This is a genomic window from Chitinophaga oryziterrae (genome assembly GCF_009758125.1).
GTDB classification, from domain to species: Bacteria; Bacteroidota; Bacteroidia; order Chitinophagales; family Chitinophagaceae; genus Chitinophaga; species Chitinophaga oryziterrae.
Genome location: NZ_WRXO01000002.1, coordinates 209,203 through 235,241, shown reverse-complemented (window position 1 = coordinate 235,241; position 26,039 = coordinate 209,203). Strand labels below are relative to the sequence as shown.

The following is a 26,039-nucleotide window of genomic DNA, read 5'->3' as shown; positions in this document are numbered from 1 at the left end:
TACGCCATTATTATACTTCTTTTAAGCTGCTTTAGATTCTTCTTCCAGGGAATTTTCCCATTTGGAAACAACCGCTGTAGCCATTGCATTACCGATTACATTGGTAGCAGAACGCCCCATATCCAGGAAATGGTCTACGCCCAGTAAAAGCAGCAGTCCGGCTTCCGGTATATGGAACATAGACAAGGTACCTGCAATTACTACAAGGGAGGCTCTTGGTACGCCGGCAATGCCTTTGCTGGTGATCATTAATACCAGCAGCATAGAGATCTGCTGTTCAAACCCAAGGTGCATACCATATGCCTGTGCGATGAATAAACTGGCAAAAGTCATATACATCATGGAGCCATCCAGGTTAAAAGAATACCCCAGTGGCAGTACAAAACTTACAATTCTCTGATCACAACCGAATTTCTCCAGTCCTTCCATCGTACGGGGATAAGCCGCTTCACTGCTTGCTGTACTGAATGCCAGCAATATAGGGTCTTTTATCAGACCTAATAAAGAAAGTATCCTGCGACCAAGTACTATAAATCCTGCAAATATCAATACTATCCATAAAGCGCTGAGTCCTATGTAAAACTGTCCGATAAACTTTCCGTATGTTAACAGTATACCAGGACCTTTTTCTGCAATAGTGGCAGCCATAGCACCAAATACAGCAAATGGAGCAAAGTTCATTACATATCCTGTAAGTTTCAGCATGATGTGCGCCACGCTGTCCATAAACTTGATCACGATCTGTCCCATATCTCCAATGGCCGCTGTTGCGACTCCAAAGAAAATAGAGAACACTACTATCTGCAGGATTTCGTTGTGCGCCATTGCATCAATCACGCTATCAGGGAATACGTGATGGAAGAACCCTTTCAGAGTCATATCTGCTGTTGCTATACCACTGCTGGCGTTAGCATCCGGGATAGTCAGGTTAAGGGTGGAACCCGGTTGCAACAGGTTAACGAGTATCAGTCCTAAGAAAAGAGAAATGAATGTTGCCGTAATAAACCAGAGCATGGTTTTACCGCCTATCCTTCCTACCGCTTTGATATCACCCAGCTTAGCCACTCCCACTACAAGAGTAGAAAACACCAGTGGGGCAATGATCATTTTTATTAACCGGAGGAAAATATCAGTGAGTATGGAAATATTACCTGCAAATTTCTGAACGGTAGCCTCATTCTCAGGACCAGCATAGATTACATTGATAATGTACCCTAATAATATTCCCAGCACCATTGCAGTGAATATAAAGATAGTCAGCCGGTTAGATTTCTTCATGAAGTTCTATTGAATAAAATGATAATGTAATAAAAATCCTCCAAAAATAAGGTTACTGCGCTAAACTTGTGCGTTAACTCATAAAATAAAAGCCATGGTTTTGCTTTTAGATAATTATATTTGGCGATCTTAAAAAAAAGAATCAACAAACTAAACCACTTAAACGTCAACCACAATATTTCTTTCGTATGGGCAAACTTTTCGTGAAAAAGCCACTCTCCCTGCTATTAGCTGAAGCAAACGATACCGAAAAAGGACTCAAACGTACATTAGGAGCTGGTTCTCTTATAGCGTTAGGTATAGGTGCCATCATCGGTGCTGGTCTTTTTGTCAGAACAGCTGCAGCTGCCGGACAGCATGCCGGACCAGCAGTAGTATTCTCCTTTATTATTGCAGCAATAGGTTGTGCACTTGCAGGCCTCTGTTATGCTGAATTTGCCTCTATGATCCCAATAGCCGGTAGTGCATATACTTACTCTTATGCTACTATGGGTGAATTTATTGCCTGGATTATCGGGTGGGACCTTGTACTTGAATATGCACTGGGCGCTGCTACAGTAGCTATTGGCTGGTCTCAGTATCTCAATAAACTGTTGGGTAAGCTCTGCGGATTTACGATACCCTATCAATGGGCACATAGTCCGTTTGAGACATCGGATGCAGGTGTTCATGGTATCATGAATCTTCCTGCCGTTTTTATTTTACTGTTACTCACTTTATTACTCATAAGAGGTATAGAAGGTTCTGCAATCGTAAATAACATCATCGTAATCACTAAAGTGGCTATTGTGATCCTGCTGATCATCCTCGGATGGCAGTTTATCAATCCTGCAAACCATACTCCATTTACAATACCGGCAGATGCAGGTTCTGTAACCATGCATAATGGGACGGTCATCAACTATGCCGACTTCTGGTACCACGGTATACCGGGAGTGCTCAGGGGGGCTGGAGTGGTGTTCTTTGCATTTATCGGTTTTGATGCGGTATCTACTGCTGCACAAGAGACCAGGAATCCTAAAAAGAACATGCCAATAGGTATCCTGGTATCACTGGCAGTATGTACTTTATTATACATCCTCTTTTCTTATGTACTGACAGGTATCGCTCCTTATAAAGACTTTCTGAAAGAAGGTGGTGAAGCATCCGTAGCTTATGCTATTGATAAATATATGATTGGATACAGCTGGCTGTCTACTTTCGTTACTATCGCTATCCTGGCAGGTTTTTCTTCTGTAATTCTGGTAATGTTACTGGGTCAGACAAGGGTATTCTACTCCATGTCTAACGATGGTCTGGTACCTAAGGTGTTCTCTAAATTACATCCTAAATACCGTACTCCTTACAGATCACAGGCGATGTTCTTCGTATTCGTTTCTTTATTCGCTGCATTCGTACCGGATAGCGTGGTAGGTGATATGACAAGTATCGGAACCTTATTTGCGTTCGTACTGGTATGCCTTGGTGTAATGGTAATGCGCAAAACGAACCCTGATCAGCCACGTGAGTTCAAAACGCCATGGGTACCATTTGTACCTGTATTAGGTATCCTGTTCTGCCTGACCATGATCGTAAGTCTTGGATGGGAAAACTGGACACGACTGATCGTTTGGTTACTGATTGGTTTTGTGATCTATTTTGGCTACAGTGTGAAGAACAGTAAGGCGAGAAAATTATAGTCTAAAATAATTTACAATAAAGGTCGCAAGGTCGGAAAGTCATCGCTATAAGCAGATTGATTTTCCGACCTTGCCACTTTATTACTATAAAGTGTATATTTTTGCGTTTCAGTTTTCTTAATAATTATTAATTACATACCCACTATGGGAAGGATATTTGAAGTAAGAAAGTCAACCATGTTTGCCCGTTGGGACAGGATGGCTAAACAGTTTACCAGGATTGGTAAGGAAATCGCGATGGCCGTAAAGAACAGCGGTCCTGATCCTGATAATAACCCCGCGTTGCGCAGATGTATGGTTAACGCCAAAGGTGTTAACATGCCTAAAGACCGTATAGAAGCCGCTATCAAGCGGGCTATGGGTAAGGACAAGACCGACTACGAAGAGGTTGTATATGAAGGATATGCACCACATGGGGTAGCGATAGTAGTAGATACCGCTACCGACAACTCTACCCGTACCGTAGCGAATGTGCGTATGCACTTCAATAAGCTGGGTGGCAGCCTTGGCACCAGCGGATCTGTAAGCTTCCTGTTTAATCGTATGGGAGAATTCAAGATCAAGAATGAAGGAGTGAATATGGAAGAGCTTGAGCTGGAACTGATTGATGCCGGTCTGGAAGAGATCGGAGAAGACAGTGAAGGTAATATCGTACTACGTACGGCATTCAATGACTTTGGCAATATGGCCAAAGCGCTGGAAGAAAAAAACATCACTCCTATCAGTTCTGAACTGAAGCGTATTCCTACTACCACCGTAGAATTAAGTGAGGAGCAGGCCAAAGAAGTACTTGAACTGGTAGATCGCCTGGAACAGGATGATGATGTACAGCAGGTATTTCACAATCTCAGATAATGCAAGCGTAAAGAAAAAGCTCCGTTCTGGTAACCAGAACGGAGCTTTTTCTTTTATACTTTGGTTGATTAGAGCACGCGACAGGCTTCATTGTCTGTTACGAGGCGTAATCCCTTACCATGAATCGTTTCCAGTTTTACAGTACCGTCCAGCTTAAAGTGCTTGCGGATACGTGTAAGATATACGTCCATACTGCGGCCCGTAAAGAAATCGTCATTACCCCAAACGCTTAACAATATCACATCTCTCTTCAGGCGTTTATTGGGATTCTCACAAAGGTATTTCAACAATTCTGCTTCTTTAGGAGGCAGGTTAATATTGGTATTGGTTGGTTCGTGATAGATCTTGAATTCACTATAGTTGAATACGAGGCTACCCAGATTAAATATGACCTGTTTGTCATTTTGTAAAAGGCGGCTTCTCTTCATGAATACTTCCATCCGGCAAAGCAACTCTTCCATATTGAAGGGTTTCACCAGGTAGTCATCCCCTCCGGCTTCGAAACCGTTGAGTTTGTCCTGTTCCATGTAACGGGAAGAAGCAAAGATTATGGGAACATTTTCATCCTTATCACGGATTTCCCGGGCCAGCGCTAAGCCATCCATCCCAGGCATAATTACATCAAGAAGGCAAATATCAAAGGGACGCTCCTGAAATGTTGCCCATCCCTCCTCTCCATTGGCACAATGCACTACATTATAACCGGCTTTTTCAAGCTGATTTTTTATAACCTTGGCAAAAAAGTGGTCGTCTTCTACTAAAAGAACTCCTGCTTTCATAAATGGATTTGGATTGATTTGTTAATCAAAGTGGCTATCCTGCTACATATACGCATCAGGAAAACCATAGTTTTCAACAGTATAACGTGGACTGAACTGTTTATCTAATTTAGCTATATTCCTACTTAAATTTAAGAAGTACAACTTATATTTCTGTGTTCATTTTATTCATTATTCACAAATGATAAAGCGTATATGTCTAATATATTAGTTATCAAAGGTAATTATGAAAAATCTATCGTTTTTTTAGAGTAAATGCAGTGAGTAGAGCGCTGGATAAATTTATTATCAAATCCGTGTTATATGATAATATTACAAAATAGTTTTATAATATTTGCATAAGTACTTAGTCTTTTATTCAAACCTACAACTATAGTTAAAAACAAAACGCAAGGCATCATCTGCCTTGCGTTAGTTTTTTTATATCGAAAGGAGTCCTATTCTTCTACCATTTCCAGTACTACTCTTATCACATCTTCCACATTAGGCTTCGAGAAGTAATCTCCATCAGAGCCGTAAGCGGGGCGGTGAGCCTGCGCACTCAGTGTACGTGGGGCCACATCCAGCCAGCGATAACCACCCTGGAGTTCCATGACCTGCTGATACAGATAGGCAGAACCACCCCCTGGTACATCCTCATCAACGAAAAGGATACGGTTGGTCTTTTTCAGTGATTCAACGATGCTATGATTGATATCAAAAGGCAGCAATGTCTGTACATCGATCAGTTCGCAGCAGATATCCAGCTGTTTCAGCGTTACCAGCGCTTCTTCTATGATACGTAGTGTAGAGCCATAAGAAACGATCGTAATATCGCTCCCCTCATGCAGCACTTCCGGTATACCCAACGGAACAGTGAATTTGTCCAGGTTCTGTGGTAATCTCTCTTTCAGGCGATAGCCGTTCAGGGATTCAATTACCAGAGCAGGCTCATTAGCAGCCAATAAGCTGTTGTACATACCGGCAGCCTGTACCATATTACGTGGTACACATACATTCATACCTCTTAAAGCGCCCAGGATCATCCCCATAGGTGATCCGGAGTGCCAGATGCCTTCCAGTCTGTGCCCTCTTGTACGTACTATAATCGGGCAATGCTGTATCCCTTTAGTGCGGTATTGCAGGCTGGCCACATCATCGCTCAATGGCTGAAGACCATACAACAGATAATCCAGGTACTGGATTTCTGCAATAGGACGAAGACCACGTAAAGCCATTCCGATACCCTGCCCCATGATAGTCAGTTCACGGATACCTGTATCGAAGATGCGCTGTTTACCATGTTTCTGCTGTAATCCGGCAAATCCCTGGTTTACATCTCCGATATGTCCGACATCTTCGCCGAAGGCGAATACACGGGGATCGTTCTCTATCAGTTGATCGAAGTATTTATTCAGTATTTCGTATCCGTTCAAAGAATGAGCATCCTCTTCATATTCTGCCGGTACTACAGGCACATTCAGCACAGAGTTTACACCAGTAGCATGGAGGAGGGAGTTATAATTCTCCTTTTCCAGCTTTAGCATATTCTCATAGAACGTTTTCAGTTCAGCGACTGCGGAAGATTTGATCTTTTTATGATGAAACAGGATGCTGGCGGCTGTTTTCAGCACGTCCCTGCGTAATGGTTCACGGTTGACCTGCAGTTCATGCAGCAGACCATTGATCATAGCCTTATCTGTATGAGGTACAGCGGCAACAGCCTTACCATGCGCCAATACGGCGTCTACCTGTTCCCGGATAGGTGAAATGTACTTGTTCCAGGCAGTTTTGCGGGCATCTACAGCAACAGTCTTTGCTTTTGCTTCTATTGTCAGCAAGGTAGCTTCATCTGCCAGGGCATTTTCCAGGATCCATTCACGCATCTGTGAGTTACAGTCGTATTCTTTCTCCCAGTTCAGCCTGTCTTTTGTTTTGTAGCGTTCGTGAGAGCCACTGGTAGAATGACCTTGTGGCTGCGTCAGTTCTTCCACATGGAATAATGCAGGGATGTGTGTTTCGCGGATCTTGCGGATACCAGCTTCAAACACTTCGCACATGCCGGCATAATCCCAGCCTTTCACATTGTAGATATCGAAGCCATTGGTGTCTTCTGCTTTGCGGAAGCCTTCCATGGCAACGCTAATAGAGTCTTTAGTGGTCTGATATTCGCGTTGAACAGAGATACCATACCCATCATCCCACACAAATACGGCCAGTGGCACCTGAAGTACACCGGCAGCGTTCATGGTTTCCCAGAAATGGCCTTCAGAAGTTGAGGCATCACCGATGGTGGCAAAGCATACTTCGTTCCCATTATTGGAAAGCCTGGAGAATGATTTCAGAACATCTACTTCGCGGAATAACTTTGAAGCAAAGGCCAATCCCAACGCACGCGGCATTTGCGCGGCGGTGGGAGACATATCAGTAGCAGTATTCTTTATTTTGGTAAGGTCGAGCCACTTACCGTCCTGATCCAGGTTCGGTGTGGCAAAATGTGCATTCATCTGCCTTCCTCCGGAGAATGGCTCATTAGCCAGGTCCGGATCAGCGTACATTTGTGAAAAGAATTGTTCCGGAGTGGCAATACCACTGGCAAAAGCAAAGGTCTGGTCACGGTAGTAACCGGAACGAAAATCTCCGGGCTGGAAATATTTGGCCATGGCTACCTGAGCCACTTCCTTTCCATCTCCGAAAATACCGAACTTAGCCTTACCTGTAAGGACTTCCTTACGGGCCAGCAGACTAACTTCCCTGCTTTCACAGGCCAGGCGGTAATCATTTAGCACTTCTTTCCGAAATTCTTCGAATGACAACCGGCTTTCCGTATTCATAGTCAGTTCATTGTTTTCTATCATGCCTCTTTGTTATGGTACAAAAGTAAGGTTAAATTATACAGTTGAGAAATGCCTGAAAATACATGCATTAAAATAATCTTATTTTTTTTAATAAGATTTTAATAAATTCTCCGACGATAGATTATTTTTGGCTGTAAATTTGTTACAGAGACGATGATCATTTTTAACCAATCGTTTAAAACACCCTTAATAATGAAAAAGTTTATCTTATCCCTATTTGCGAGCATGTTGGTAACTACGGCTATCTTTGCTCAGGCGCAAAGCGGAACAACAACACCAGCAAACCCTGTTGATGCGAAAGTAAAATTTAAACAGGAAAGTATTGATTTTGGTAAAACTAAGCTGAACAAACCAGTTTCAGTTGATTTTGAATTTACCAACACCTCAAAAGAACCAGTATTAGTTGAGACAGCTCGTGCAAGTTGCGGTTGTACTACTCCTACCTGGACTAAAGAACCAATCTTACCTGGTAAGAAAGGTAAAATTACAGCTGGTTACAGTGCAAACAGTGTAGGTCAGCAGAACAAAACTATCTGGGTTAAGCTGAAAGGAGTAGATCAGGACAAAGAATTACATCTGACAGGAACAGTAGAAAACTAAATTTTCTTACTTATGCAGTTTACCTGCATCCAGTAAAATATTAAGCCTTGCAGTTTAACTGTAAGGCTTTTTTATTCGGGTAATTTCCGCTGTCTTATATCCCCTACCTTTGTATACGCAAAATCAAAACATTTTATGCCTACCATTAGTAAGAGAGGAGAGCAAATGCCGTCTTCCCCCATCCGGAAATTAGTTCCTTATGCAGAAGCTGCCAAGAAAAAAGGGATTAAGGTGTATCACCTTAACATAGGGCAGCCGGATATAGAAACACCAAAACCAGTACTGGATGCCGTACGCCATTCAAATTTCAAAGTACTCGAATACAGTCATAGTGCGGGGAATGAAAGTTATCGCCGCAAGCTGGTAACCTATTATAACAGGTTTGATATCCAGCTTACACATGAGCAGATAATTGTTACTACAGGAGGCTCTGAGGCTATCCTGTTCGCCTTCATGGCCTGCCTGGATGCTGGAGATGAAGTGCTGGTACCTGAGCCTTTTTACGCTAACTATAACGGTTTTGCGGTAGAAGCAGGTATTAAGGTACAAACGATCACTTCTCATATAGAAAGCGGATTTGCGCTGCCTGCTATGGAAGATTTTGAGAAAGCCATAACACCACGTATAAAGGCGATCATGATCTGCAATCCTAACAACCCTACCGGTTATTTATATAGCCGTGAAGAGCTGGAAGTATTGAAACAGGTATGTCTGCGTCATAATTTATATCTTTTCTCTGATGAGGCTTACAGGGAGTTCTGCTATACAGGAGAACATTTCTCGGCGATGAACCTGGAAGGACTGGAGAACAATGTGATACTGATGGACACTATATCCAAGCGTTATAGTGCCTGCGGTGGACGCATAGGTGCATTGGTCACTAAAAACCAGGCTGTACTTGATGCGGTGATGAAATTTGCACAGGCGCGTCTGAGCCCTCCTTCTTTTGCGCAGATAGCCGGAGAAGCAGCCGTGGACTTGCCGGTTAATTATTTTGATGAGATAAAGGCAGAGTATCAAAGCCGCCGCGATGTGTTGGTAGAGATGCTGAATAAGATGCCGGGGGTATTTTGCCCTAATCCGGGAGGAGCGTTTTATGCGATTGCACGTTTACCTATCGATGATGCAGATAAATTCTGTCAGTGGATACTGGAATCTTTCTCTTATGAGCAACAGACAGTGATGTTATCCCCTGCCACTGGTTTTTATGCAACTCCAGGGTTGGGTAAAAACGAGGTAAGGCTGGCCTATGTGCTGAATAAGGAAGATATCCGTAAGGCAATGATCTGTTTATCCAGGGCATTGGAAGTTTATCCGGGCAAAACGCTGCAAAGGAACGGTTCTGTTTTGCTTGGAGAGAAGCATTAATACCTCCAATAATCACATTATATAAAATTCTATATAATGTGATTATTTCTATATTCTTTGTTTTTGAGCCAAAACAGCTTCTTTTTTACATTACAAAAAAATATATGTTGATTTTTTTAAACAAAAAGAGCATTTTTTATGATAAAAATGTTTTTTAGTTCAATTTTGTTTGTATATTTGAATTGTGAACGGCAGCAAACAGATAAGTAATGTGAAGTAAATGAGTTGCCAAAGCGAAGACCGAAGAAAGAGGTTTAGCATAAAATTAACCTTAGTTATTTTTTCGAACGGTTTTTAGGAACGAGCTTTGACTTATCAACACAGAGGGATAGAATTATCAAAATTCTGTCAATTCTGAAAAAAAGTTTAAGATAAACTAAAACGTTTTAGCAAAATACCGTATTTTTGTATCAGTTTTTCATAACGTGGAATTTATAAAGGCAAACGGCTCCGATCACGGAGCCGTATTTTTTTGCCCATACCTCTCCTTAATACATTCATTATCAATCTTATCGTAATTATATACACTCATCCAAACCAGAGGTAGTTAATACTTTCTTCTCTTTTAGCAAGTCAGGTAAAAACGGGTTTAAACGAAAAACGGCCCGGAAATTCCGGACCGTTCTATATTCTTTTTATTTTTCTTTTTACATGTTCTCTTTGATCATATTGAAGAAATCATCGAAGAGGTAACGGCTATCGTGAGGACCAGGAGTTGATTCCGGATGATATTGTACAGAGAATGCCGGCTTATTTCTGATACGGATACCTTCTATGGACTCATCATTCAGATTCACATGTGTGATCTCTACCGTAGCACTGGCTGCAATCGCTTTAGGATCTACTGCAAAACCATGGTTCTGGGTAGTGATCTCGCAACGACCGGTAGCCAGGTTTTTTACCGGATGGTTCAGGCCACGGTGACCATGATGCATTTTGTATGTAGGAATATCGTTAGCCAGCGCAAGCAGTTGATGCCCTAAACAGATACCAAACATCGGACGGCTGGCATCCAGGATCTTCTTCACCGTATTTACTGCATATTTTAAAGGAGCCGGATCGCCGGGACCGTTAGAAATAAAGTATGCATTAGGTTTGAACTTCTCACACTCTTCGAAAGTAGTATCTGTAGGGAATACCTGCAGATAAGCACCCTTTTCAGACAGGCATTTCAGCATATTACGCTTAACGCCATTGTCCAGCACTGCGATGCGGATATCAGCAGACGGGTCACCAATATTATAAGGTTCTTTTGTACTTACTTCAGCACAGAGTGCCAGGCCTTCCATAGAAGGGACTTTAGCCAGTTCCGCTTTCAACTGATCAATATCGAGGATTTCAGAGGAGATGATGCAGTTCATTGCACCTTTACTGCGAATATGGGATACCAAAGCACGGGTATCTACATCATAGATGGTTACCAGGTTGTTATCCTTTAAAAACTGCTCTATGGAGCCGTCTGCCATCTGTCTGGAGTGATTGTAAGAGATGTTCTTGCATATTAATCCACTGATCTTTACGCTCTCACTTTCTACATCATCTTTCTTAACTCCATAGTTGCCTACGTAGCAGTTATTCATGATCAATACCTGCCCTTTGTAGGAAGGGTCCGTAAATACTTCCTGGTATCCGGTCATTCCCGTATTAAAACACAATTCACCAGATGCGGTGCCAATTTTACCAAAAGCTTTTCCCTGATATACCGTACCATCGTCTAACAACAGTATGGCTGGCTGTATTGATCTTGTCTGAGGCATGCTTATTTTTCGTTTTAAAAAATCGTGCAAAGTTATTGAATTAAAGGTTAAGAATTAATAATTACCCATATTAATTCTTAACCTTTAATTTCCAATTACTTAATGCGGATCGATTTTATAATACGCTGAGCTGCCAGAGATGCGGTTGTATCATCTTCCCGGTAACGGATAGTTATCTCCCAGCGGTGTTGCCCGCTTACCAGTAACAGGTTACAGAAAGATAGCCGGATAGCATTCTTAAAGGCGAAAGTTCCCTGTTGCAATAAAGCGTCTACACCGCTTTGCATAACCGGGTTCGAAGTGTATTTGAGGTCGGAGATTTCCCCGGATTTTTTCATTTCGTCAGCAGCGGCTACGCCTGCAACCTCCAGATCGTTAGAAATGTTTGGGCGGTAGCTGTACATGTTCACTTCGATCTGCATGCCATCATCTCCCCTGTTGCGATAACTTTTGGCATATTCTACCAGCTGTGCGATTTCGGGTATGAGTGGCTTGTCGTTGACACCGAGATGCATTGGCGTGCTGATTTCCAGTGCCTGGCGACCAATAACAGCTGTTTCCCAGGATTTATACAGAGAAGCTTTGTTCAGTTTGGGGAAGATCATGCCGTATACGACCCGTTTGCCGAAGTAACCACCGGCTACTGCAGCCACGCCAATCACGAGAATAAGGGTGAGGAGTACCCCTCTTCTGCCTACCTGTTTGAGATAACGTTGTTTGAGGATGGTCAGACGGCTGGTTTTCACGCCATTTGTTTCCACGGCAACTTCCTGCTGGAAATCTTCGAAGTTACTTTCAGGGCGCTTATTCTTCCATTCGGAATAATTATTTTCTAATTTCTTTTCACATTGACCGCAAAAGGTGAGGAACTCCGATCGCAGTTCGTTATAATGCCCACAGCTCTTACATTTCAGGTATATCATAAAAATAGAGGGATTTAAAAACCAACCTTCCGGTTATAAACCATTGGGTTCAGAATGCGATATTACAAAAAATTATAATCAATATATACCTCTTTTACTTAAGAACCTGATTATCATACATAAAAAAATCCCGGGAAATAATCCCGGGACCTCTTTATAAGTTTAAGCTGTGCTAAACTACTATTCAGCTGCTTTTTCTTCAGTTGCATCTGTACCTTCTTCACCAGCTTTTTTCTTTGCACCACCGGCACGACGAGTTTTCTTAGCAGGAGCAGCTTCTTTTTCTGCTTTACCACCATAGATTTCGTTGAAGTCAACCAGTTCAATCAGGGCAACTTCTGCGTTGTCACCAACACGTTTGCCTAACTTGATGATACGGGTGTAACCACCTGGACGGTTTGCGATTTTTTCGCTGATAAGACCAAACAGTTCCTTGATAGCTTCTTTTTCCTGCAGGTAGCTGAACACAATTCTACGGTTGTGGGTAGAATCGGTCTTTCCTCTTGTGAGCAAAGGCTCAACATAAACGCGCAATGCCTTCGCTTTAGCAAGGGTCGTATTGATACGTTTGTGTCTGATCAGTTCGCAAGCCAGGTTAGATAACAAGGCCTTACGGTGAGCAGAAGTTCTGCTCAGTTTGTTTAATTTTACTCCGTGACGCATGACTATTTGTTTTAGATTTCCCCTATACCGTGTCAGGAATTACAGGGTACTTGTTTAAATATAAATGTAAAAGCCGGCAACAGTCTACGAGGTAGCGCTGTTTCCGGCTTTTATATGTGACTATTCTTCGTCGAGTTTCAGTTTGGACAGATCCATACCGAAGTGCAGACCTCTTTCGTTCAGAACCTGTTCGATTTCGCTCAGGGATTTCTGACCAAAGTTTCTGAATTTCATCAGTTCTTCCTGTTCGTACTGTACCAGTTCGCTCAGAGAGTTGATTTTCGCAGCTTTCAGACAGTTGAAAGCACGAACACTCAGGTCCAGATCTTCGAGCGGCGTTTTCAGGATCTTGCGCAGCTGAAGGGTTTGTTCGTCAACAACATCTTCTTTTTCAGTGTCCTTAGTATCAAAGCTGATGTTTTCATCAGTGATGATCATAAGGTGTTGTATCAGAATGCGGGAAGCCTGTTTTACAGCTTCTTCCGGGTGGATCGTACCATCAGTGATCACTTCCATGATCAGTTTCTCGTAATCCGTCTTTTGTTCCACGCGGGTATTTTCGATGCTATACTTTACGTTCTTGATGGGAGTAAAGATAGAATCTATAGCTATATAACCGAAAACGGCATCTTTAGGCTTATTTTCTTCTGCAGGCACATAACCACGGCCTTTACCGATAGTTAACTCGATATCCAGCTTTGCGGAAGGATCAAGCGTACAGATCAACAGTTCAGGGTTCATAATCTGGAAAGCACTTGTAGCTTTTTCGATCAGATCTGCACGGAATTCTGTTTTACCTTTTATGGAAATCTGAATTTTTTCGTTGCTTACTTCATTTTCCACTATCCTTTTGAAACGAACCTGTTTAAGGTTCAGGATAATTTCTGTTACGTCTTCAGTAATTCCTTTTAAAGTAGCAAATTCATGATCTGCGCCTTCAATTTTTATTCCCACAATGGCATAACCCTCCAGAGAAGACAGCAGTACACGACGAAGCGCGTTACCCACGGTCACCCCATAACCCGGTTCTAATGGCCGGAATTCGAATTGAGCTTCAAAGTCAGTTGACTTTTGCAAAACGATCTTATCAGGCTTTTGGAAATTCAGAATTGCCATTGATATGCTAAGTTTAATTGTTTATGTAAAACAGCCATAGCCATTAACATGCAATCATTAGTGACCGGCGTAATTGATTTACGCTGATTACTAATGATCCATGACTAACGACTAGTGACATATTATTATTTAGAGTACAATTCGACGATCAGCTGTTCCTTAATATTTTCAGGAACACTTTCTCTCTCAGGGTATGCAATGAAAACACCTTTCAGTTCTTTTTCATTCCAATCCAACCAGCTGAACTTGGGGTTCTTACCGCGAATGTTGCTAGTGATAGCAGTATTTGCAGCAGCAGAAGGTTTCAGAGCGATCACATCACCTGGTTTCAGCTGATGAGAAGCGATATTGTTTACTTCACCGTTAACTGTAATATGTTTATGAGATACAAGCTGGCGCGCAGCAGGACGAGAAGCAGCAAGTCCTAAGCGGAATACCGCGTTATCCAGACGAGCTTCCAGTAATTTGATCAATACTTCACCGGTAACACCTTTACGACGGGTAGCTTCATCAAACAGGTTAGCGAACTGGCGCTCTAATACACCATAAGTGTATTTCGCTTTTTGTTTCTCACGTAACTGAAGAGCATATTCTCCCAATTGCTTACGCTTCTTGGTTCCACCGTGCTGGCCGGGAGGATTGCTGTTTTTACCTAAATACTTTCCGTTACCCAGAATTGGTTCTCCGAAAATTCTGCAGATTCTTGTCTTGGGCCCTGTATACCTTGCCATGTTATTAAACAGATTTTTTAGTTGCGATGTATGATCTTTAAAAAATCTTAAACCTGATCATACACCCATTGTTAATGTTAAAGTTAAAGTGCAAAATCGAAAGCAGTAAGTGGGAAGAATTTCTTCCAACTTTCAACTTTCGAAATTCCACTCTATGTGTAATTCCTAAACTCTTCTCTTCTTTGGAGGACGACAACCGTTGTGCGGTAAAGGCGTCACGTCTTTGATCATGTTCACCTCGATGCCGGAGTTAGCGATAGCGCGGATAGCACTTTCACGACCTGCACCTGGTCCTTTTACAAAAACATCTGCTCTTTTCAGACCTGCATCGATCGCTGTTTTAGCAGCATCAGAAGCAGCCAGCTGGGCAGCATACGGAGTGTTCTTTTTAGAACCTTTAAAACCCATCTTACCAGCAGTAGACCAGGAGATTACCTGACCCTGTTTGTTGGTAATGCTGATGATAATGTTATTGAAACTAGCAGAGATGTGAACATCACCGTAGTTATCTACTTTAACTACCCTCTTTTTGCTAGCAGCAGTTTTTTGATTTGTTGCTTTTGCCATAATTATATAAAATTCCAGGTTCCAGGTTCCAACTTCCGCTTGTCATATAAACGACTATTGGAAACAGGAACTTGTTATTTGTAATATCAAGTTTATTTCTTCGGCGCCTTTTTCTTACCTGCAACCGTCTTACGCTTACCTTTACGGGTACGGCTGTTGGTACGTGTACGCTGACCTCTTAATGGTAAACCCTTCCTGTGACGCAGACCACGATAGCAGGCGATATCCAGCAAACGCTTGATATTCATCTGAATCTCAGAACGCAGCTGACCTTCAACCTTGAACTCAGCATTAATGATGTTACGGATAGCACCCTGCTCATCATCATTCCAGTCCTTAACCTTTTTGCTAAAGTCGATTTTAGCTGTTTCCAGGATATATTGGGCGTGGGAACGGCCAATACCATAGATATAGGTCAGGCCTATTACTCCTCTTTTATTTTTAGGAAGATCTATACCGGCTATACGTGCCATATTTGTATTTTAGATTTACTAATTACTAATTAATGATTATCCCTGACGTTGTTTAAAACGGGGATTCTTCTTGTTGATTACCAACAATTTTCCATGGCGGCGCACAATCTTGCAATCTGCACTTCTTTTTTTTATGGAAGCTCTAACTCTCATAAGTTATAAGTTATAATTCTGTTTGTTATTATTTATATCTGAATATGATTCTTCCCCTGCTTAAATCGTATGGACTCATCTCCACTCCCACTTTATCGCCTGGCAGGATGCGTATATAGTGCATTCTCATTTTTCCAGAAATGGTAGCCAATATCTCATGTCCGTTTTCCAGTTTTACCCGGAACATAGCGTTAGACAAGGCTTCTAGTATTATTCCATCCTGTTTAATGAGTGCCTGTTTTGCCATAAAAATTTTTAGGACTGCAAAGATAGCAAAATCTTAAGAAAAAATAAAATTAATAAAATAAACGTGAATAATTAATCTCGGCTGGGATTGCTATTGCAGCCATAGTGTTAATTATCAATAGTTTGCGGTTAAAGCAGGGTTATTCTGTTCTGCTTTTTCTATGCCTGCAAAAGAAGAAAGTACATCTGCCTTACCTTTCATGATAGCCACCGTGTGTTCGAAATGAACGGATGGTTTCTCATCGCGGGTGATGACAGTCCAGCCATCTTCCAGGTACTCTACATCCCTGCCACCCAGATTCACCATAGGCTCAATCGCGATGACCAATCCTTCTTTCATGATAGGACCGCTACCACGTTTGCCATAGTTAGGCACCTGAGGGTCTTCATGCAGGTTACGACCCAGGCCGTGCCCTACCAGTTCGCGAACTACACCGTAGCCGCGTTCCTTCTCTGTGTGCTCCTGAATGGCATTGCCGATATCGCCAACGCGGTTACCCACTATGGCTTTCTCTATCCCTTTATAAAGAGCAGCCTTGGTTTCCTTCATCAGCTGCAGGATTTCGGGTTTTACATTGCCGATGGCAAATGTATAAGCACTGTCTCCGTGGAAGCCGTTAAGGAATACGCCAACGTCCACACTAACAATGTCTCCGTCCTGTAATACGTACGTATTAGGGATACCATGCACTACTTCTGAGTTAACAGAAGCACAGATGCTGTTAGGGAAGCCTTTATAGTTTTTGAAAGACGGGGTGGCGCCATTTGCCAGGATAAACTTTTCCGCTATTTCATCAACTTCCAGCGTACTCATTCCCGGTTTTAATTTACTGGCTACTTCTTCTAATGTAGCACTAACCAATAATGCGCTTTTGCGCATCAGCTCAATTTCATCCTTAGTTTTGTAATGCACCATAGTTTAAAAACGGGTTGGAAAAGTTTAATTGCGAAGTATGCGCCGCAGTTATATTAAAAAGTTAAGCCACTAAAGCATAAATCCTGCAGAAAGGCTTTCCCCGCTGTTGGCTTTATGCTTCTGTGGCTTTATTTTAAAGTAGCCGAAATCAACTAGACGTTAGCAGGGGCTGTTCTGCCCTTGATTCTGCCTGTACTCATCAGACCATCATAGTGGCGCATGAGGAGTTGGCTTTCAATTTGCTGCAATGTATCGAGGATAACACCTACCATGATCAGGAGGGAGGTACCACCGAAGAAAGAAGCAAAGTTGCTATTGATATGTACAGCAGCAGCAACACCAGGCAGGATACCCACCATTGCCAGGAAGAATGCTCCCGGTAAAGTGATGCGGTCCATCACAGCACCGATGTAATCAGCTGTCGCCTTACCTGGCTTAACACCTGGTACGAAACCGTTGTTACGTTTCATTTCATCTGCCATCTGAGTTGGGTTAAAGATCAACGCAGTGTAAAAGTATGTGAAGACGATCACCAGTACTGCATAGATTACATTATACCAGCCGTTCGTATGATCACTGAAGATGCGAATGAAACCTGATGCACTGTCAGAGGTTGCGAATCCGATGGCAGTTGCAGGAATAAACATAATTGCCTGGGCAAAGATGATAGGCATAACGCCCGCTGCATTCACCTTTAAGGGGATGAACTGGCGAACACCACCAAATTGTTTGTTTCCTACTATACGTTTTGCATAATTCACAGGTACCTTACGAGTACCCTGAACCAGCAGGATCAGTCCTATAGTGATGAATATGAAAACAGCCAGTTCTATCAGGAACACCAACAGACCGCCACCGGCTTCTGTAGTTCTGGATGTGAACTCCTGAATAAGCGCCTGGGGGAGACGCGCCAGGATTCCAACCATGATGATGATAGATGTACCGTTACCAATACCTTTATCCGTGATTTTTTCACCCAGCCACATTACGAACAGGGTACCTGCTGTAAGGACGATGGTGGTAGTTAACCAGAAGAAGAAGGTACCGTATTCAGCTATGATAGCACCGCTGGACTGGTTTTTCAGGAACGCCACGTAAGCACTTGCCTGGAAACCTGTAACTACAACGGTGAGTATACGGGTAAACTGGTTGATTTTTTTCCGGCCGCTTTCACCTTCTTTCTGCAGTTTCTGGAAATACGGCACTGCGATGGTCAGCAGCTGTATTGCAATAGACGCAGAAATGAAAGGCATGATTCCGAGAGCAAAGATAGAAGCTCTGGAAAACGAACCACCGGCAAACATGTTGAACAGTCCGAGAATACCCTGATTAGATTTTTCAGAGAACTGGTGCAATAGGTTGGCATCGATACCGGGTAACACGATATAGGATCCTACACGATAAATTAGGACAAGAAGCAAGGTAGTGAGGATTCTGCTACGCAAATCCTCGATGCTCCAGATATTCTTAATCGTTTCGATAAATTTCTTCACAGGAAGAGAATATTTAATATCTAAAATATGAAAAGACGCACTACTTCGTAGGCGTCTCCTCAGTCGTGAAATCTTATACCAACTCTACAGTTCCACCCGCAGATTCGATTAATTGCTTAGCTTTTTCGCTGATGGCATTTACTTTCGCGGTTACTTTGGCTTTCAGTTCTCCGTGACCTAAGATTTTTACTTTAGCAGTCTTGTTGATAAGACCGTTCATGTAAAGATTTTCCACAGAGAAGTCAGTCAGGCTGAATTTTTCCACTAAGTGATCAAGCTCACCGATGTTAAATACCTGGTATTCAACACGGTTCAGGCTTTTGAAACCACGTTTAGGCATACGACGCTGGATTGGCATCTGTCCACCTTCGTGACCTCTTTTACTGCTGTAACCAGCGCGTGATTGTCCACCTTTATTACCTTTTGTAGCGGTACCACCCTTACCGGATGCTTCACCACGACCAAGGCGTTTCTCTTTATGTACGGAACCTTGTGCAGGCTGTAACGTATGCAGATTCATAATTAATTCTTTTTACTTACGCGGAAATTACCCGCTCGCTTTAAATATAAATGTTCTTCTTAAATCTTCAGTATAAAAGTATGATTATTTCCCGGGTAATAAAAGATATTACGCCTTGGCTCCATCAACTTTTACCAGATGATCTACTTTGCGTACCATACCCAGAATCTGGGGAGTAGCTTCCACTTCTACAGTGGCGTTCATTTTTTTCAGGCCCAGCGCTTTAAGCGTAAGCTTCTGACGTTCTGAACGGTCTATACCACTTTTTACCTGAGTGATCTTGATCTTTGCCATTGTTATATGAATTTCGCTTAACGCGCGTTATTAACCGTTAAATACTTTCTTCAGAGACACACTTCTTGTTCTTGCTACCTGTAAAGGTTCGCGCAGCAGGCCTAAAGCTTTGAAAGTAGCTTTAACCACGTTGTGCGGGTTAGCAGAACCAAGAGATTTAGCCAATACGTCAGTGATACCTGCACTTTCCAGTACAGCACGCATTGAACCTCCGGCGATTACACCGGTACCATGAGCAGCTGGTTTTATCAGTACTTTAGCAGCACCTTCTTTAGCTAACTGGTCGTGAGGAATAGTGCCATGCATTACAGGTACTTTGATGAGATTTTTCTTAGCATCATCGATACCTTTAGTGATAGCTTCCTGTACTTCCTTAGCTTTACCAAGACCGTGACCAACAACACCGTGTTCGTTACCAACAACTACCAGGGCAGAAAAACTGAAAGTACGTCCGCCTTTGGTTGTTTTAGTAACACGGTTGATAGCCACTACCTTCTCTTTCAGCTCCAGGTCACCGGCTTTTACTTTATTAAATGTATTCTTTGCCATTTTATTATTTGCGAATTACGATTTAATCAATTTCGATTTAGAATTGAAGACCACCTTCCCTGGCTCCATCTGCTACACTCTTTACACGTCCATGGTACAGATAACCACCGCGGTCAAAAGTACATGTAGTGATACCCAGCGCTTTTGCTTTAGTTGCTAATGCAGCACCTACCAATTTAGATTTTTCTATTTTGGGTACTTTCTGCGCTACGATATCTTTTTCACGTGAAGAAGCGGAAGCCAGTGTTACGCCATTGGTATCATCTATCAATTGCACGTAAATATCGCTATTGCTGCGAAATACAGATAATCTTGGCTTTTGTGCACTACCGCCGATTTTCTTGCGGATGCGATAGCGGATCTTCTGTCTCCTGTTAATTTGTGTGCTCATTTCTCTGTTTATTTTTATCATTCCGATACTGCCGGAACGTTGTTGAATTAGCTAACTGATATTACTACCAGTTAGCTAATTAAAATTATTTACCTGCAGACTTACCTGCTTTCTTACGTACCACTTCATCGCTGTAACGTACCCCCTTACCTTTGTATGGTTCTGGTTTACGCAGACTACGGATTTTAGCTGCAACCTGACCTAACAGCTGGTTGTCGATTCCTTCCAGCATGATTTTAGGGTTAGCACCTTTTTCTGTGAGGGTAGCTACTTTCAGTTCTTTAGGTATCTCGATAACGATGTTATGAGAGTAACCTAATGAAAGGTCTAACAGCTGACCAGCGTTTGTGGCTTTGTAACCAACACCCACCAGTTCGAGTTGTTTTTTGAAACCATCAGTAACACCTGTTACCATGTTGGCAACCAGTGCGCGGTATAAACCGTGCAATGCGCGGTGACGGATCTGATCAGTAGGACGAACTACAGTAAGTACATCGTCTTTTACTTCTATTTTGATATCCCTGTCGATGATCCTTTTCAGTTCACCTTTAGGGCCTTTTACAGTCAGTTCATTAGAAGTTGGGGCTACAGAAACTGTAACACCACTTACCAATTTGATAGGACTTTTACCTATACGAGACATAATTGCAGTTTTTACTGTTATGTTGTAATAGCAGGTTCTCCGTGTTCAGCTCCGTATAGAAGGCTTAATTGTCAGAGTTCCATTTTGCTGGTCGGATGAGAGACTCATCCGTATATATTAATAGATGAAGCAAACTACTTCGCCACCTACGTTCTGTGTTTTCGCTTCTTTATCGGTCATTACGCCTTTAGAAGTAGAGATGATTGCAACACCCAGACCATTCTTGATACGTTTGAAGTCGGCAGGTTTGGAGTATTGACGTAAGCCCGGACGGCTGATACGCTGCAGATCAGTGATAGCAGGTATTTTGGTTTGCGGGTCATACTTCAGAGCTATTTTGATAAGCCCCTGTTTAGTATCTTCTTCGAATTTGTACTTCAGGATATAACCTTTGTCGTACAGAATTTCTGTGATACGTTTCTTCAGTTTGGAGGCAGGAATTTCTACAATCCTGTGGTTGGCCATTTGCGCGTTCCGGATTCTTGTCAGGAAGTCTGCTATTGGATCAGTAACCATTGTTCTTAAAATTTAAAAACTGTTTACAATGCGATATCCAATCAGTAATAGATGGGAAAATCAATTCAAAATTTTGCGATGCCGGCCGGAGTTATTCCGGGGAGCGATCGGCTTACCAGCTAGCTTTTCTAACGCCGGGTATTTTACCAGCCAGTGCCAGGTCGCGGAAAATGTTACGACACATACCGAAGTGACGCATGTAACCTTTTGGACGGCCGGTCAGCTGACACCTGTTATGCAGGCGAACGGGAGATGCATTTTTAGGAAGCAAGTCCAGAGCTGCGTAGTTACCTTCAGCTTTGAGGGTAGCACGTTTTTCTGCGAATTTAGCAACCATAGCTTCTCTCTTTCTTTGGCGAGCTTTTACGGATTCTTTTGCCATAATGAGTTTAAAATTCCAGTTTATAAAAAGTTCAAATTCCAAATCCTGTGAAGGTTTGGAATTTGATATCAGTATGATTAGTTTTCCTGAGTATCTTTCTTCATGTTCTTGAACGGCATACCAAGTTCTTTCAGGAGCTCATAAGCTTCTTCGTTGGTTTTAGCCGTAGTAACGAAGGTAATATCCATACCGGAAATCTTAGTTACTTTATCGATATCGATTTCAGGGAAAATGATCTGCTCGGTGATACCCAGGGTATAGTTACCGCGGCCATCGAAAGCTTTTTCATTCACGCCTTTGAAGTCACGTACGCGAGGCAGGGAAACTGCAATCAGGCGATCCAGGAAATCATACATATTGGTGCTGCGTAAGGTAACACGAGCGCCGATAGGCATGTTTTTTCTCAACTTGAAGTTAGAGATATCTTTCTTAGACATTGTAGCGATCGCTTTCTGACCGGAGATACGGGTCATTTCGTCCACAGCAATATCTACCAGTTTCTTATCACCTACAGCACCATTGATACCTTGGTTCAGACAGATCTTTACCAGGCGAGGCACCTGCATAACTGATTTATAGTTGAACTTCTTGTGCAGAGTTCCAACCACTTCATCGTGGTATTTTGTTTGTAGTCTGGGTGTATATGTAGTGTTTGCCATTATTTAATTACCTCCCCTGATTTTTTAGCTATACGAACTAATTTACCGTTATCACGCTGTCTGTTAACCCTGGTAGCCTTACCTGCTTTAGCATCCCATAACATTACGTTAGAGATAGCGATAGGAGCTTCCTGCTTAACTATACCACCTTTGGTATTCTGAGCGGTTGGTTTGGTATGCTTGGTGATGATGTTAACACCTTCAACCAGTATGCGTGCCTTGTCAGGAATTACTTCAAGCACCTGACGGGGCTTGGTTCTGTCCTTGTCATCACCGGCAATCACCACTACCGTGTCGCCTTTCTTAATGTTGAACTTAGGCTTGAATCTCGTTTTCATTATTTGTTTATTTATAAACGCCAAGCGAAACACTGGTTTCGCTTGATTAATATTGTCGTTTTTGAAACGGGCTGCAAAGATAAAAAGAAAAAAGCAAAAATTAAAAAGTAAAATATTCTGCCGTTTCGAGCCCTTTACTTTTTACTTTTTGCCTTTCTGTAGTGTCTTTGATTACAGCACCTCGGGAGCCAGAGAGATAATCTTCATGTATCCCTTATCGCGCAGCTCACGGGCAACTGGTCCGAAAATACGGGTACCGCGTGGCTCGTCAGAGTTGTTCAGCAATACAACGGCGTTATCGTCGAAGCGGATATAGGATCCGTCTTTACGGCGCAGCTTGTTTTTAGTTCTTACAATAACAGCTTTGGTAACCATACCTTTCTTTACGCCACCGCCCGGGATTGCATCTTTCACTGTTACTACGATTCTATCGCCCACTTTTGCATAGTCCTGGCCGGAGTTGCCTAATACCCTAATACACAGCACCTCTTTGGCACCGCTGTTATCAGCTACATTCAGCCTTGATTCTTGTTGTATCATTCGTAATGAATTTGTTAGTTGTTTAATCAGCGGCTATACCCGGGGATGCCGAGTGTAGCTTGAAACAAATAGATTATTTTACTTTTTCGATAACCTCAACCAGTCTCCAGCATTTGTTTTTGCTCAGAGGGCGAACTTCCATTATTTTAACGGTATCGCCGATACTGCACTCGTTTTTATCGTCATGCGCCATGAATTTGGTAGTTTTCTTAACGAACTTACCATACATAGGGTGTTTCACCTTACGCTCAACGTTAACGGTGATGGTTTTATCCATTTTGTTGCTGGATACAACACCAGTTCTGATTTTTCGTAATTTTCTTTCGATCATTGTTGAAAGTGTTTACTCTTCAAGCCTTTTCCGGTATGTTTCGGAATTGGATTAATGAATATTTATAGTATTCAGGCTCTAAAAGCCCAGTTCTCTTTTGCGCAGCTCAGTTTTCAGCTGTGCTATCTGACGCCTGAGTGAGCGGATGCTCATTGGATTCTCAATGGGCGTAATTGCATGACTGAACGTAACTTTCTTCAGGCGTAACTCTTCCTCAGAGATTTTCGCTCTCAGGTCCTGTTCGCTCAGGCCTTTCAGATCCAGCTTTTCTTTTACCATTGTAATATTTAATTTCTGGTTTATCGTTTATAGTTTATCACTTCCGTTTTGCATTTCTGCGTTACCGGATTATGCAACGTAATCGCGACGTACTACAAATTTCACTTTAATAGGCAGCTTTTGAGCGGCCAGTTCCATTGCTTCTTTAGCTACCTGCATAGACACGCCATCCGCTTCGAATAAGATACGGCCTGGTTTTACTACGGCAGCCCAATGATCTGGAGCACCTTTACCTTTACCCATCCTCACTTCAAGTGGTTTGGCGGTAATAGACTTATCAGGGAAAATACGTATCCACACGTTACCTTCACGCTTCATATGCCTGGTCAGAGCCACCCTGGCAGCTTCAATCTGCCGGTCAGTGATCCACTTAGGTTCCATTGCTTTGAGGCCGAAAGTACCAAAGGACAGCGCAGCACCACGCTTCGCATTACCTTTGATGCGGCCTTTGTGCATCTTCCTGTGTTTCGTTCTCTTTGGCTGTAACATCTCGGTATTAGTTAATTGTTAATGTTAATTGTTAAGTAAGACTATCTACGGCCACCACGGTCACCACCACCGCTATTTCCACCACCTCTTCTCTCTCCGCCACCACGGTTGTTATCTCTTCTTTCTCCGCCGCCACGATGTTCACCACCTCTTTCGCCACCACGGTTTCCACCGCCTGTACGACCTTCGCCATCTTTACCGGCAACTGCGTTAGGGTTCAGATCACGTTCGCCCAGTACTTCACCTTTACAGATCCATACTTTGATACCTATCTTACCGTAAACGGTTAAGGCGAAGATAGAAGCGTAGTCGATGTCCATACGGAAAGTGTGCAAAGGTACGCGACCTTGTTTCATTTCTTCTGAACGAGCGATTTCAGCACCACCCAGACGACCACCAACTTTAACCTTGATACCTTCTGCACCCATTCTTAAAGCAGTGGCGATAGCCATCTTTATAGCACGTTTGTAGTTGATACGGCTTTCGATCTGCTTAGCGATTGTTTCAGCAACGATGTTAGCATCTATTTCCGGACGACGAATTTCAAGAATGTTTATCTGAACATCTTCTTTGCTAGTCAGCTTCTTCAGCTCTTCCTTGATACGATCAACCTCTCCACCGCCTTTACCTATGATGATACCAGGTTTAGATGTATGGATGGTGATGATCAGCTTTCCTAATGTTCTTTCAATTACTACACGAGAGATACCGCCTTTATTGATACGGGCGCTCAGGTAAGTTCTGATCTTGTTATCTTCGATCAGTTTGACAGGATAATCCTTTTTGCTGCCATACCAATTAGAGTCCCATCCTTTGATGATACCTAACCTGTTACCAATAGGATTTGTTTTCTGACCCATGTTCCTGGTTTATTTGTCTATTAGATTAATAGTTTTTAGTTCCTTTTATTTTGCTGCCACCACTTTGCTGTCCACAACAATTGTTACGTGGTTACTTCTCTTGCGGATACGGTAACCTCTACCCTGTGGAGCTGGACGCATTCTTTTGAGAGTACGGCCACCATCAACGAAGACGGTTTTAACTGTCAGGTTAGCATCTTCTACCCTGGTACCTTCGTTTTTCAGTTTCCAGTTAGCGATTGCAGATACCAGCAGTTTTTCCAGTGGTACACTTGAGTGCTTTGCATGGAACTTCAAAATATTCAAAGCCTTTTCTACATCGAGACCACGGATCAGGTCTGCCAGCAAGCGCATTTTGCGAGGCGATGTAGGATTATTTCTAAGCTTAGCTACTGCTTCCATTGTCTTTATTATTTGATGTTTGAGGTTCGAAGTTTGGGGGTTCGAGGTTGTACTACGTCAAACCCTCTAACTTTTAAACTCCAAACGAATTACTACATTTTCTTGTTAGCGTGTCCTTTAAAGTTGCGGGTAGGTGCAAATTCTCCCAGTTTATGGCCAACCATAAACTCAGTAACGTATACCGGGATGAACTTGTTACCATTGTGTACCGCAAAAGTATGGCCTACGAAATCAGGCGTGATTGTAGAACGGCGGCTCCAGGTTTTTATAACTGTACGCTTCGCACCTTCATTCATTTTTTCTACTTTCTGCTCTAATTTCTGGTCAACGTAAGGACCTTTTTTAATGGAACGACCCATATCTTGTTGTTTTTATTCCAGGTTCCGCTATACAAGTTCCGCATAAAGCGTCT

The 26,039-nt window shown here is 42.6% G+C and carries 34 protein-coding genes; 4 read left to right on the top strand and 30 right to left on the bottom strand.

All coding sequences use genetic code 11. The annotated features are described in order from the left end of the window. Positions 1-21: 21 nt before the first annotated feature. Entirely contained in the window at positions 22-1,278 is a 1,257-nt protein-coding gene (locus GO495_RS08620) for a dicarboxylate/amino acid:cation symporter (protein WP_157299285.1), read from the bottom strand. A 188-nt stretch (positions 1,279-1,466) separates the two neighbouring features. Here GO495_RS08620 and GO495_RS08615 point away from each other — a divergent pair, with 188 nt between their 5' ends. Further along, positions 1,467-2,957, top strand: coding sequence for an amino acid permease (locus GO495_RS08615; protein WP_157299284.1), 1,491 nt, complete (start codon positions 1,467-1,469; stop codon positions 2,955-2,957). A gap of 144 nt (positions 2,958-3,101) precedes the next feature. Then, the gene (locus GO495_RS08610) at positions 3,102-3,812 is read left to right on the top strand and encodes a YebC/PmpR family DNA-binding transcriptional regulator (RefSeq protein ID WP_157299283.1); all 711 of its coding nucleotides are present in this window, start codon (positions 3,102-3,104) and stop codon (positions 3,810-3,812) included. 68 nt (positions 3,813-3,880) lie between these two features. Here GO495_RS08610 and GO495_RS08605 read toward each other — a convergent pair whose 3' ends face one another. Together GO495_RS08605 and GO495_RS08600 are read right to left on the bottom strand one after the other, a co-directional pair. Continuing rightward, a complete protein-coding gene (locus tag GO495_RS08605; protein WP_157299282.1) occupies positions 3,881-4,591 on the bottom strand; it encodes a response regulator transcription factor in 711 nt (236 codons plus the stop codon). Positions 4,592-5,028: 437 nt separating this feature from the next. Continuing rightward, positions 5,029-7,428 carry an alpha-ketoacid dehydrogenase subunit alpha/beta gene (locus tag GO495_RS08600; RefSeq protein ID WP_157299281.1) on the bottom strand — a complete coding sequence of 800 codons (2,400 nt, stop codon included), beginning with the start codon at positions 7,426-7,428 and terminating at the stop codon, positions 5,029-5,031. Between the two features lie 192 nt (positions 7,429-7,620). Here GO495_RS08600 and GO495_RS08595 point away from each other — a divergent pair, with 192 nt between their 5' ends. Further along, complete coding sequence (locus GO495_RS08595) at positions 7,621-8,028, top strand: DUF1573 domain-containing protein (protein WP_089783688.1); 408 nt, start codon at positions 7,621-7,623, stop codon at positions 8,026-8,028. A gap of 135 nt (positions 8,029-8,163) precedes the next feature. Beyond that, complete coding sequence (locus tag GO495_RS08590) at positions 8,164-9,396, top strand: pyridoxal phosphate-dependent aminotransferase (RefSeq protein WP_157299280.1); 1,233 nt, start codon at positions 8,164-8,166, stop codon at positions 9,394-9,396. Between the two features lie 647 nt (positions 9,397-10,043). On the opposite strand, the gene carA is transcribed toward GO495_RS08590, so the two are convergent. The 27 genes from carA to rpsS form a co-directional block, all read right to left on the bottom strand. Then, positions 10,044-11,153: a glutamine-hydrolyzing carbamoyl-phosphate synthase small subunit gene (gene carA, locus GO495_RS08585; RefSeq protein ID WP_157299279.1), complete on the bottom strand. Its 1,110-nt coding sequence runs from the start codon at positions 11,151-11,153 to the stop codon at positions 10,044-10,046. Positions 11,154-11,248: 95 nt separating this feature from the next. Beyond that, a complete protein-coding gene (locus tag GO495_RS08580; RefSeq protein WP_157299278.1) occupies positions 11,249-12,076 on the bottom strand; it encodes a hypothetical protein in 828 nt (275 codons plus the stop codon). A 180-nt stretch (positions 12,077-12,256) separates the two neighbouring features. Next, a complete protein-coding gene (rplQ, locus tag GO495_RS08575) occupies positions 12,257-12,739 on the bottom strand; it encodes a 50S ribosomal protein L17 (protein WP_089782491.1) in 483 nt (160 codons plus the stop codon). A 120-nt stretch (positions 12,740-12,859) separates the two neighbouring features. Next, on the bottom strand, positions 12,860-13,855 hold the full coding sequence (locus tag GO495_RS08570; protein WP_089782490.1) for a DNA-directed RNA polymerase subunit alpha: 996 nt from the start codon (positions 13,853-13,855) through the stop codon (positions 12,860-12,862). Between the two features lie 125 nt (positions 13,856-13,980). Next, on the bottom strand, positions 13,981-14,586 hold the full coding sequence (gene rpsD, locus GO495_RS08565) for a 30S ribosomal protein S4 (RefSeq protein WP_089782489.1): 606 nt from the start codon (positions 14,584-14,586) through the stop codon (positions 13,981-13,983). Between the two features lie 165 nt (positions 14,587-14,751). Further along, positions 14,752-15,153 (bottom strand): 30S ribosomal protein S11, encoded by a 402-nt coding sequence (gene rpsK / locus GO495_RS08560; RefSeq protein WP_089782488.1) that lies wholly within the window; start codon positions 15,151-15,153, stop codon positions 14,752-14,754. 92 nt (positions 15,154-15,245) lie between these two features. Then, positions 15,246-15,626, bottom strand: coding sequence for a 30S ribosomal protein S13 (rpsM, locus tag GO495_RS08555; protein ID WP_089782487.1), 381 nt, complete (start codon positions 15,624-15,626; stop codon positions 15,246-15,248). Positions 15,627-15,662: 36 nt separating this feature from the next. Then, positions 15,663-15,779, bottom strand: coding sequence for a 50S ribosomal protein L36 (gene rpmJ / locus GO495_RS08550; RefSeq protein WP_089782486.1), 117 nt, complete (start codon positions 15,777-15,779; stop codon positions 15,663-15,665). A gap of 28 nt (positions 15,780-15,807) precedes the next feature. Beyond that, positions 15,808-16,026, bottom strand: coding sequence for a translation initiation factor IF-1 (infA, locus tag GO495_RS08545; protein ID WP_012789309.1), 219 nt, complete (start codon positions 16,024-16,026; stop codon positions 15,808-15,810). A 114-nt stretch (positions 16,027-16,140) separates the two neighbouring features. After that, positions 16,141-16,941 carry a type I methionyl aminopeptidase gene (gene map / locus GO495_RS08540; protein WP_157299277.1) on the bottom strand — a complete coding sequence of 267 codons (801 nt, stop codon included), beginning with the start codon at positions 16,939-16,941 and terminating at the stop codon, positions 16,141-16,143. Positions 16,942-17,093: 152 nt separating this feature from the next. After that, positions 17,094-18,434 carry a preprotein translocase subunit SecY gene (secY, locus tag GO495_RS08535; RefSeq protein ID WP_338075384.1) on the bottom strand — a complete coding sequence of 447 codons (1,341 nt, stop codon included), beginning with the start codon at positions 18,432-18,434 and terminating at the stop codon, positions 17,094-17,096. 73 nt (positions 18,435-18,507) lie between these two features. Then, positions 18,508-18,954 carry a 50S ribosomal protein L15 gene (gene rplO, locus GO495_RS08530; protein ID WP_089782483.1) on the bottom strand — a complete coding sequence of 149 codons (447 nt, stop codon included), beginning with the start codon at positions 18,952-18,954 and terminating at the stop codon, positions 18,508-18,510. A gap of 108 nt (positions 18,955-19,062) precedes the next feature. Continuing rightward, positions 19,063-19,248, bottom strand: coding sequence for a 50S ribosomal protein L30 (gene rpmD / locus GO495_RS08525; protein WP_089782482.1), 186 nt, complete (start codon positions 19,246-19,248; stop codon positions 19,063-19,065). 30 nt (positions 19,249-19,278) lie between these two features. Next, the gene (rpsE, locus tag GO495_RS08520; RefSeq protein WP_089782481.1) at positions 19,279-19,797 is read right to left on the bottom strand and encodes a 30S ribosomal protein S5; all 519 of its coding nucleotides are present in this window, start codon (positions 19,795-19,797) and stop codon (positions 19,279-19,281) included. A gap of 37 nt (positions 19,798-19,834) precedes the next feature. Then, on the bottom strand, positions 19,835-20,188 hold the full coding sequence (gene rplR / locus GO495_RS08515; RefSeq protein WP_089783687.1) for a 50S ribosomal protein L18: 354 nt from the start codon (positions 20,186-20,188) through the stop codon (positions 19,835-19,837). Between the two features lie 85 nt (positions 20,189-20,273). Beyond that, positions 20,274-20,831 (bottom strand): 50S ribosomal protein L6, encoded by a 558-nt coding sequence (rplF, locus tag GO495_RS08510; protein WP_157299276.1) that lies wholly within the window; start codon positions 20,829-20,831, stop codon positions 20,274-20,276. 117 nt (positions 20,832-20,948) lie between these two features. Continuing rightward, a complete protein-coding gene (gene rpsH / locus GO495_RS08505; protein ID WP_089782479.1) occupies positions 20,949-21,347 on the bottom strand; it encodes a 30S ribosomal protein S8 in 399 nt (132 codons plus the stop codon). Between the two features lie 112 nt (positions 21,348-21,459). Continuing rightward, the gene (gene rpsN / locus GO495_RS08500) at positions 21,460-21,729 is read right to left on the bottom strand and encodes a 30S ribosomal protein S14 (protein WP_089783686.1); all 270 of its coding nucleotides are present in this window, start codon (positions 21,727-21,729) and stop codon (positions 21,460-21,462) included. A 77-nt stretch (positions 21,730-21,806) separates the two neighbouring features. Beyond that, positions 21,807-22,388: a 50S ribosomal protein L5 gene (gene rplE, locus GO495_RS08495; RefSeq protein WP_157299275.1), complete on the bottom strand. Its 582-nt coding sequence runs from the start codon at positions 22,386-22,388 to the stop codon at positions 21,807-21,809. Beyond that, a complete protein-coding gene (gene rplX / locus GO495_RS08490) occupies positions 22,388-22,726 on the bottom strand; it encodes a 50S ribosomal protein L24 (protein ID WP_089782477.1) in 339 nt (112 codons plus the stop codon). The genes rplE and rplX overlap by 1 nt, the downstream gene beginning before the upstream one ends. Positions 22,727-22,897: 171 nt before the next feature. Further along, on the bottom strand, positions 22,898-23,266 hold the full coding sequence (rplN, locus tag GO495_RS08485) for a 50S ribosomal protein L14 (protein WP_089782476.1): 369 nt from the start codon (positions 23,264-23,266) through the stop codon (positions 22,898-22,900). 73 nt (positions 23,267-23,339) lie between these two features. Next, positions 23,340-23,597: a 30S ribosomal protein S17 gene (gene rpsQ / locus GO495_RS08480; RefSeq protein WP_157299274.1), complete on the bottom strand. Its 258-nt coding sequence runs from the start codon at positions 23,595-23,597 to the stop codon at positions 23,340-23,342. Positions 23,598-23,675: 78 nt separating this feature from the next. Continuing rightward, positions 23,676-23,876 carry a 50S ribosomal protein L29 gene (gene rpmC, locus GO495_RS08475; RefSeq protein ID WP_089782475.1) on the bottom strand — a complete coding sequence of 67 codons (201 nt, stop codon included), beginning with the start codon at positions 23,874-23,876 and terminating at the stop codon, positions 23,676-23,678. A 69-nt stretch (positions 23,877-23,945) separates the two neighbouring features. After that, positions 23,946-24,365: a 50S ribosomal protein L16 gene (rplP, locus tag GO495_RS08470; protein WP_089782474.1), complete on the bottom strand. Its 420-nt coding sequence runs from the start codon at positions 24,363-24,365 to the stop codon at positions 23,946-23,948. A 41-nt stretch (positions 24,366-24,406) separates the two neighbouring features. Then, positions 24,407-25,225: a 30S ribosomal protein S3 gene (rpsC, locus tag GO495_RS08465; protein ID WP_157299273.1), complete on the bottom strand. Its 819-nt coding sequence runs from the start codon at positions 25,223-25,225 to the stop codon at positions 24,407-24,409. A 45-nt stretch (positions 25,226-25,270) separates the two neighbouring features. After that, the gene (rplV, locus tag GO495_RS08460; RefSeq protein ID WP_089782472.1) at positions 25,271-25,627 is read right to left on the bottom strand and encodes a 50S ribosomal protein L22; all 357 of its coding nucleotides are present in this window, start codon (positions 25,625-25,627) and stop codon (positions 25,271-25,273) included. A 92-nt stretch (positions 25,628-25,719) separates the two neighbouring features. Further along, positions 25,720-25,986, bottom strand: a complete 267-nt coding sequence (rpsS, locus tag GO495_RS08455; RefSeq protein ID WP_089782471.1) for a 30S ribosomal protein S19 — start codon at positions 25,984-25,986, stop codon at positions 25,720-25,722. Positions 25,987-26,039 lie beyond the last annotated feature (53 nt).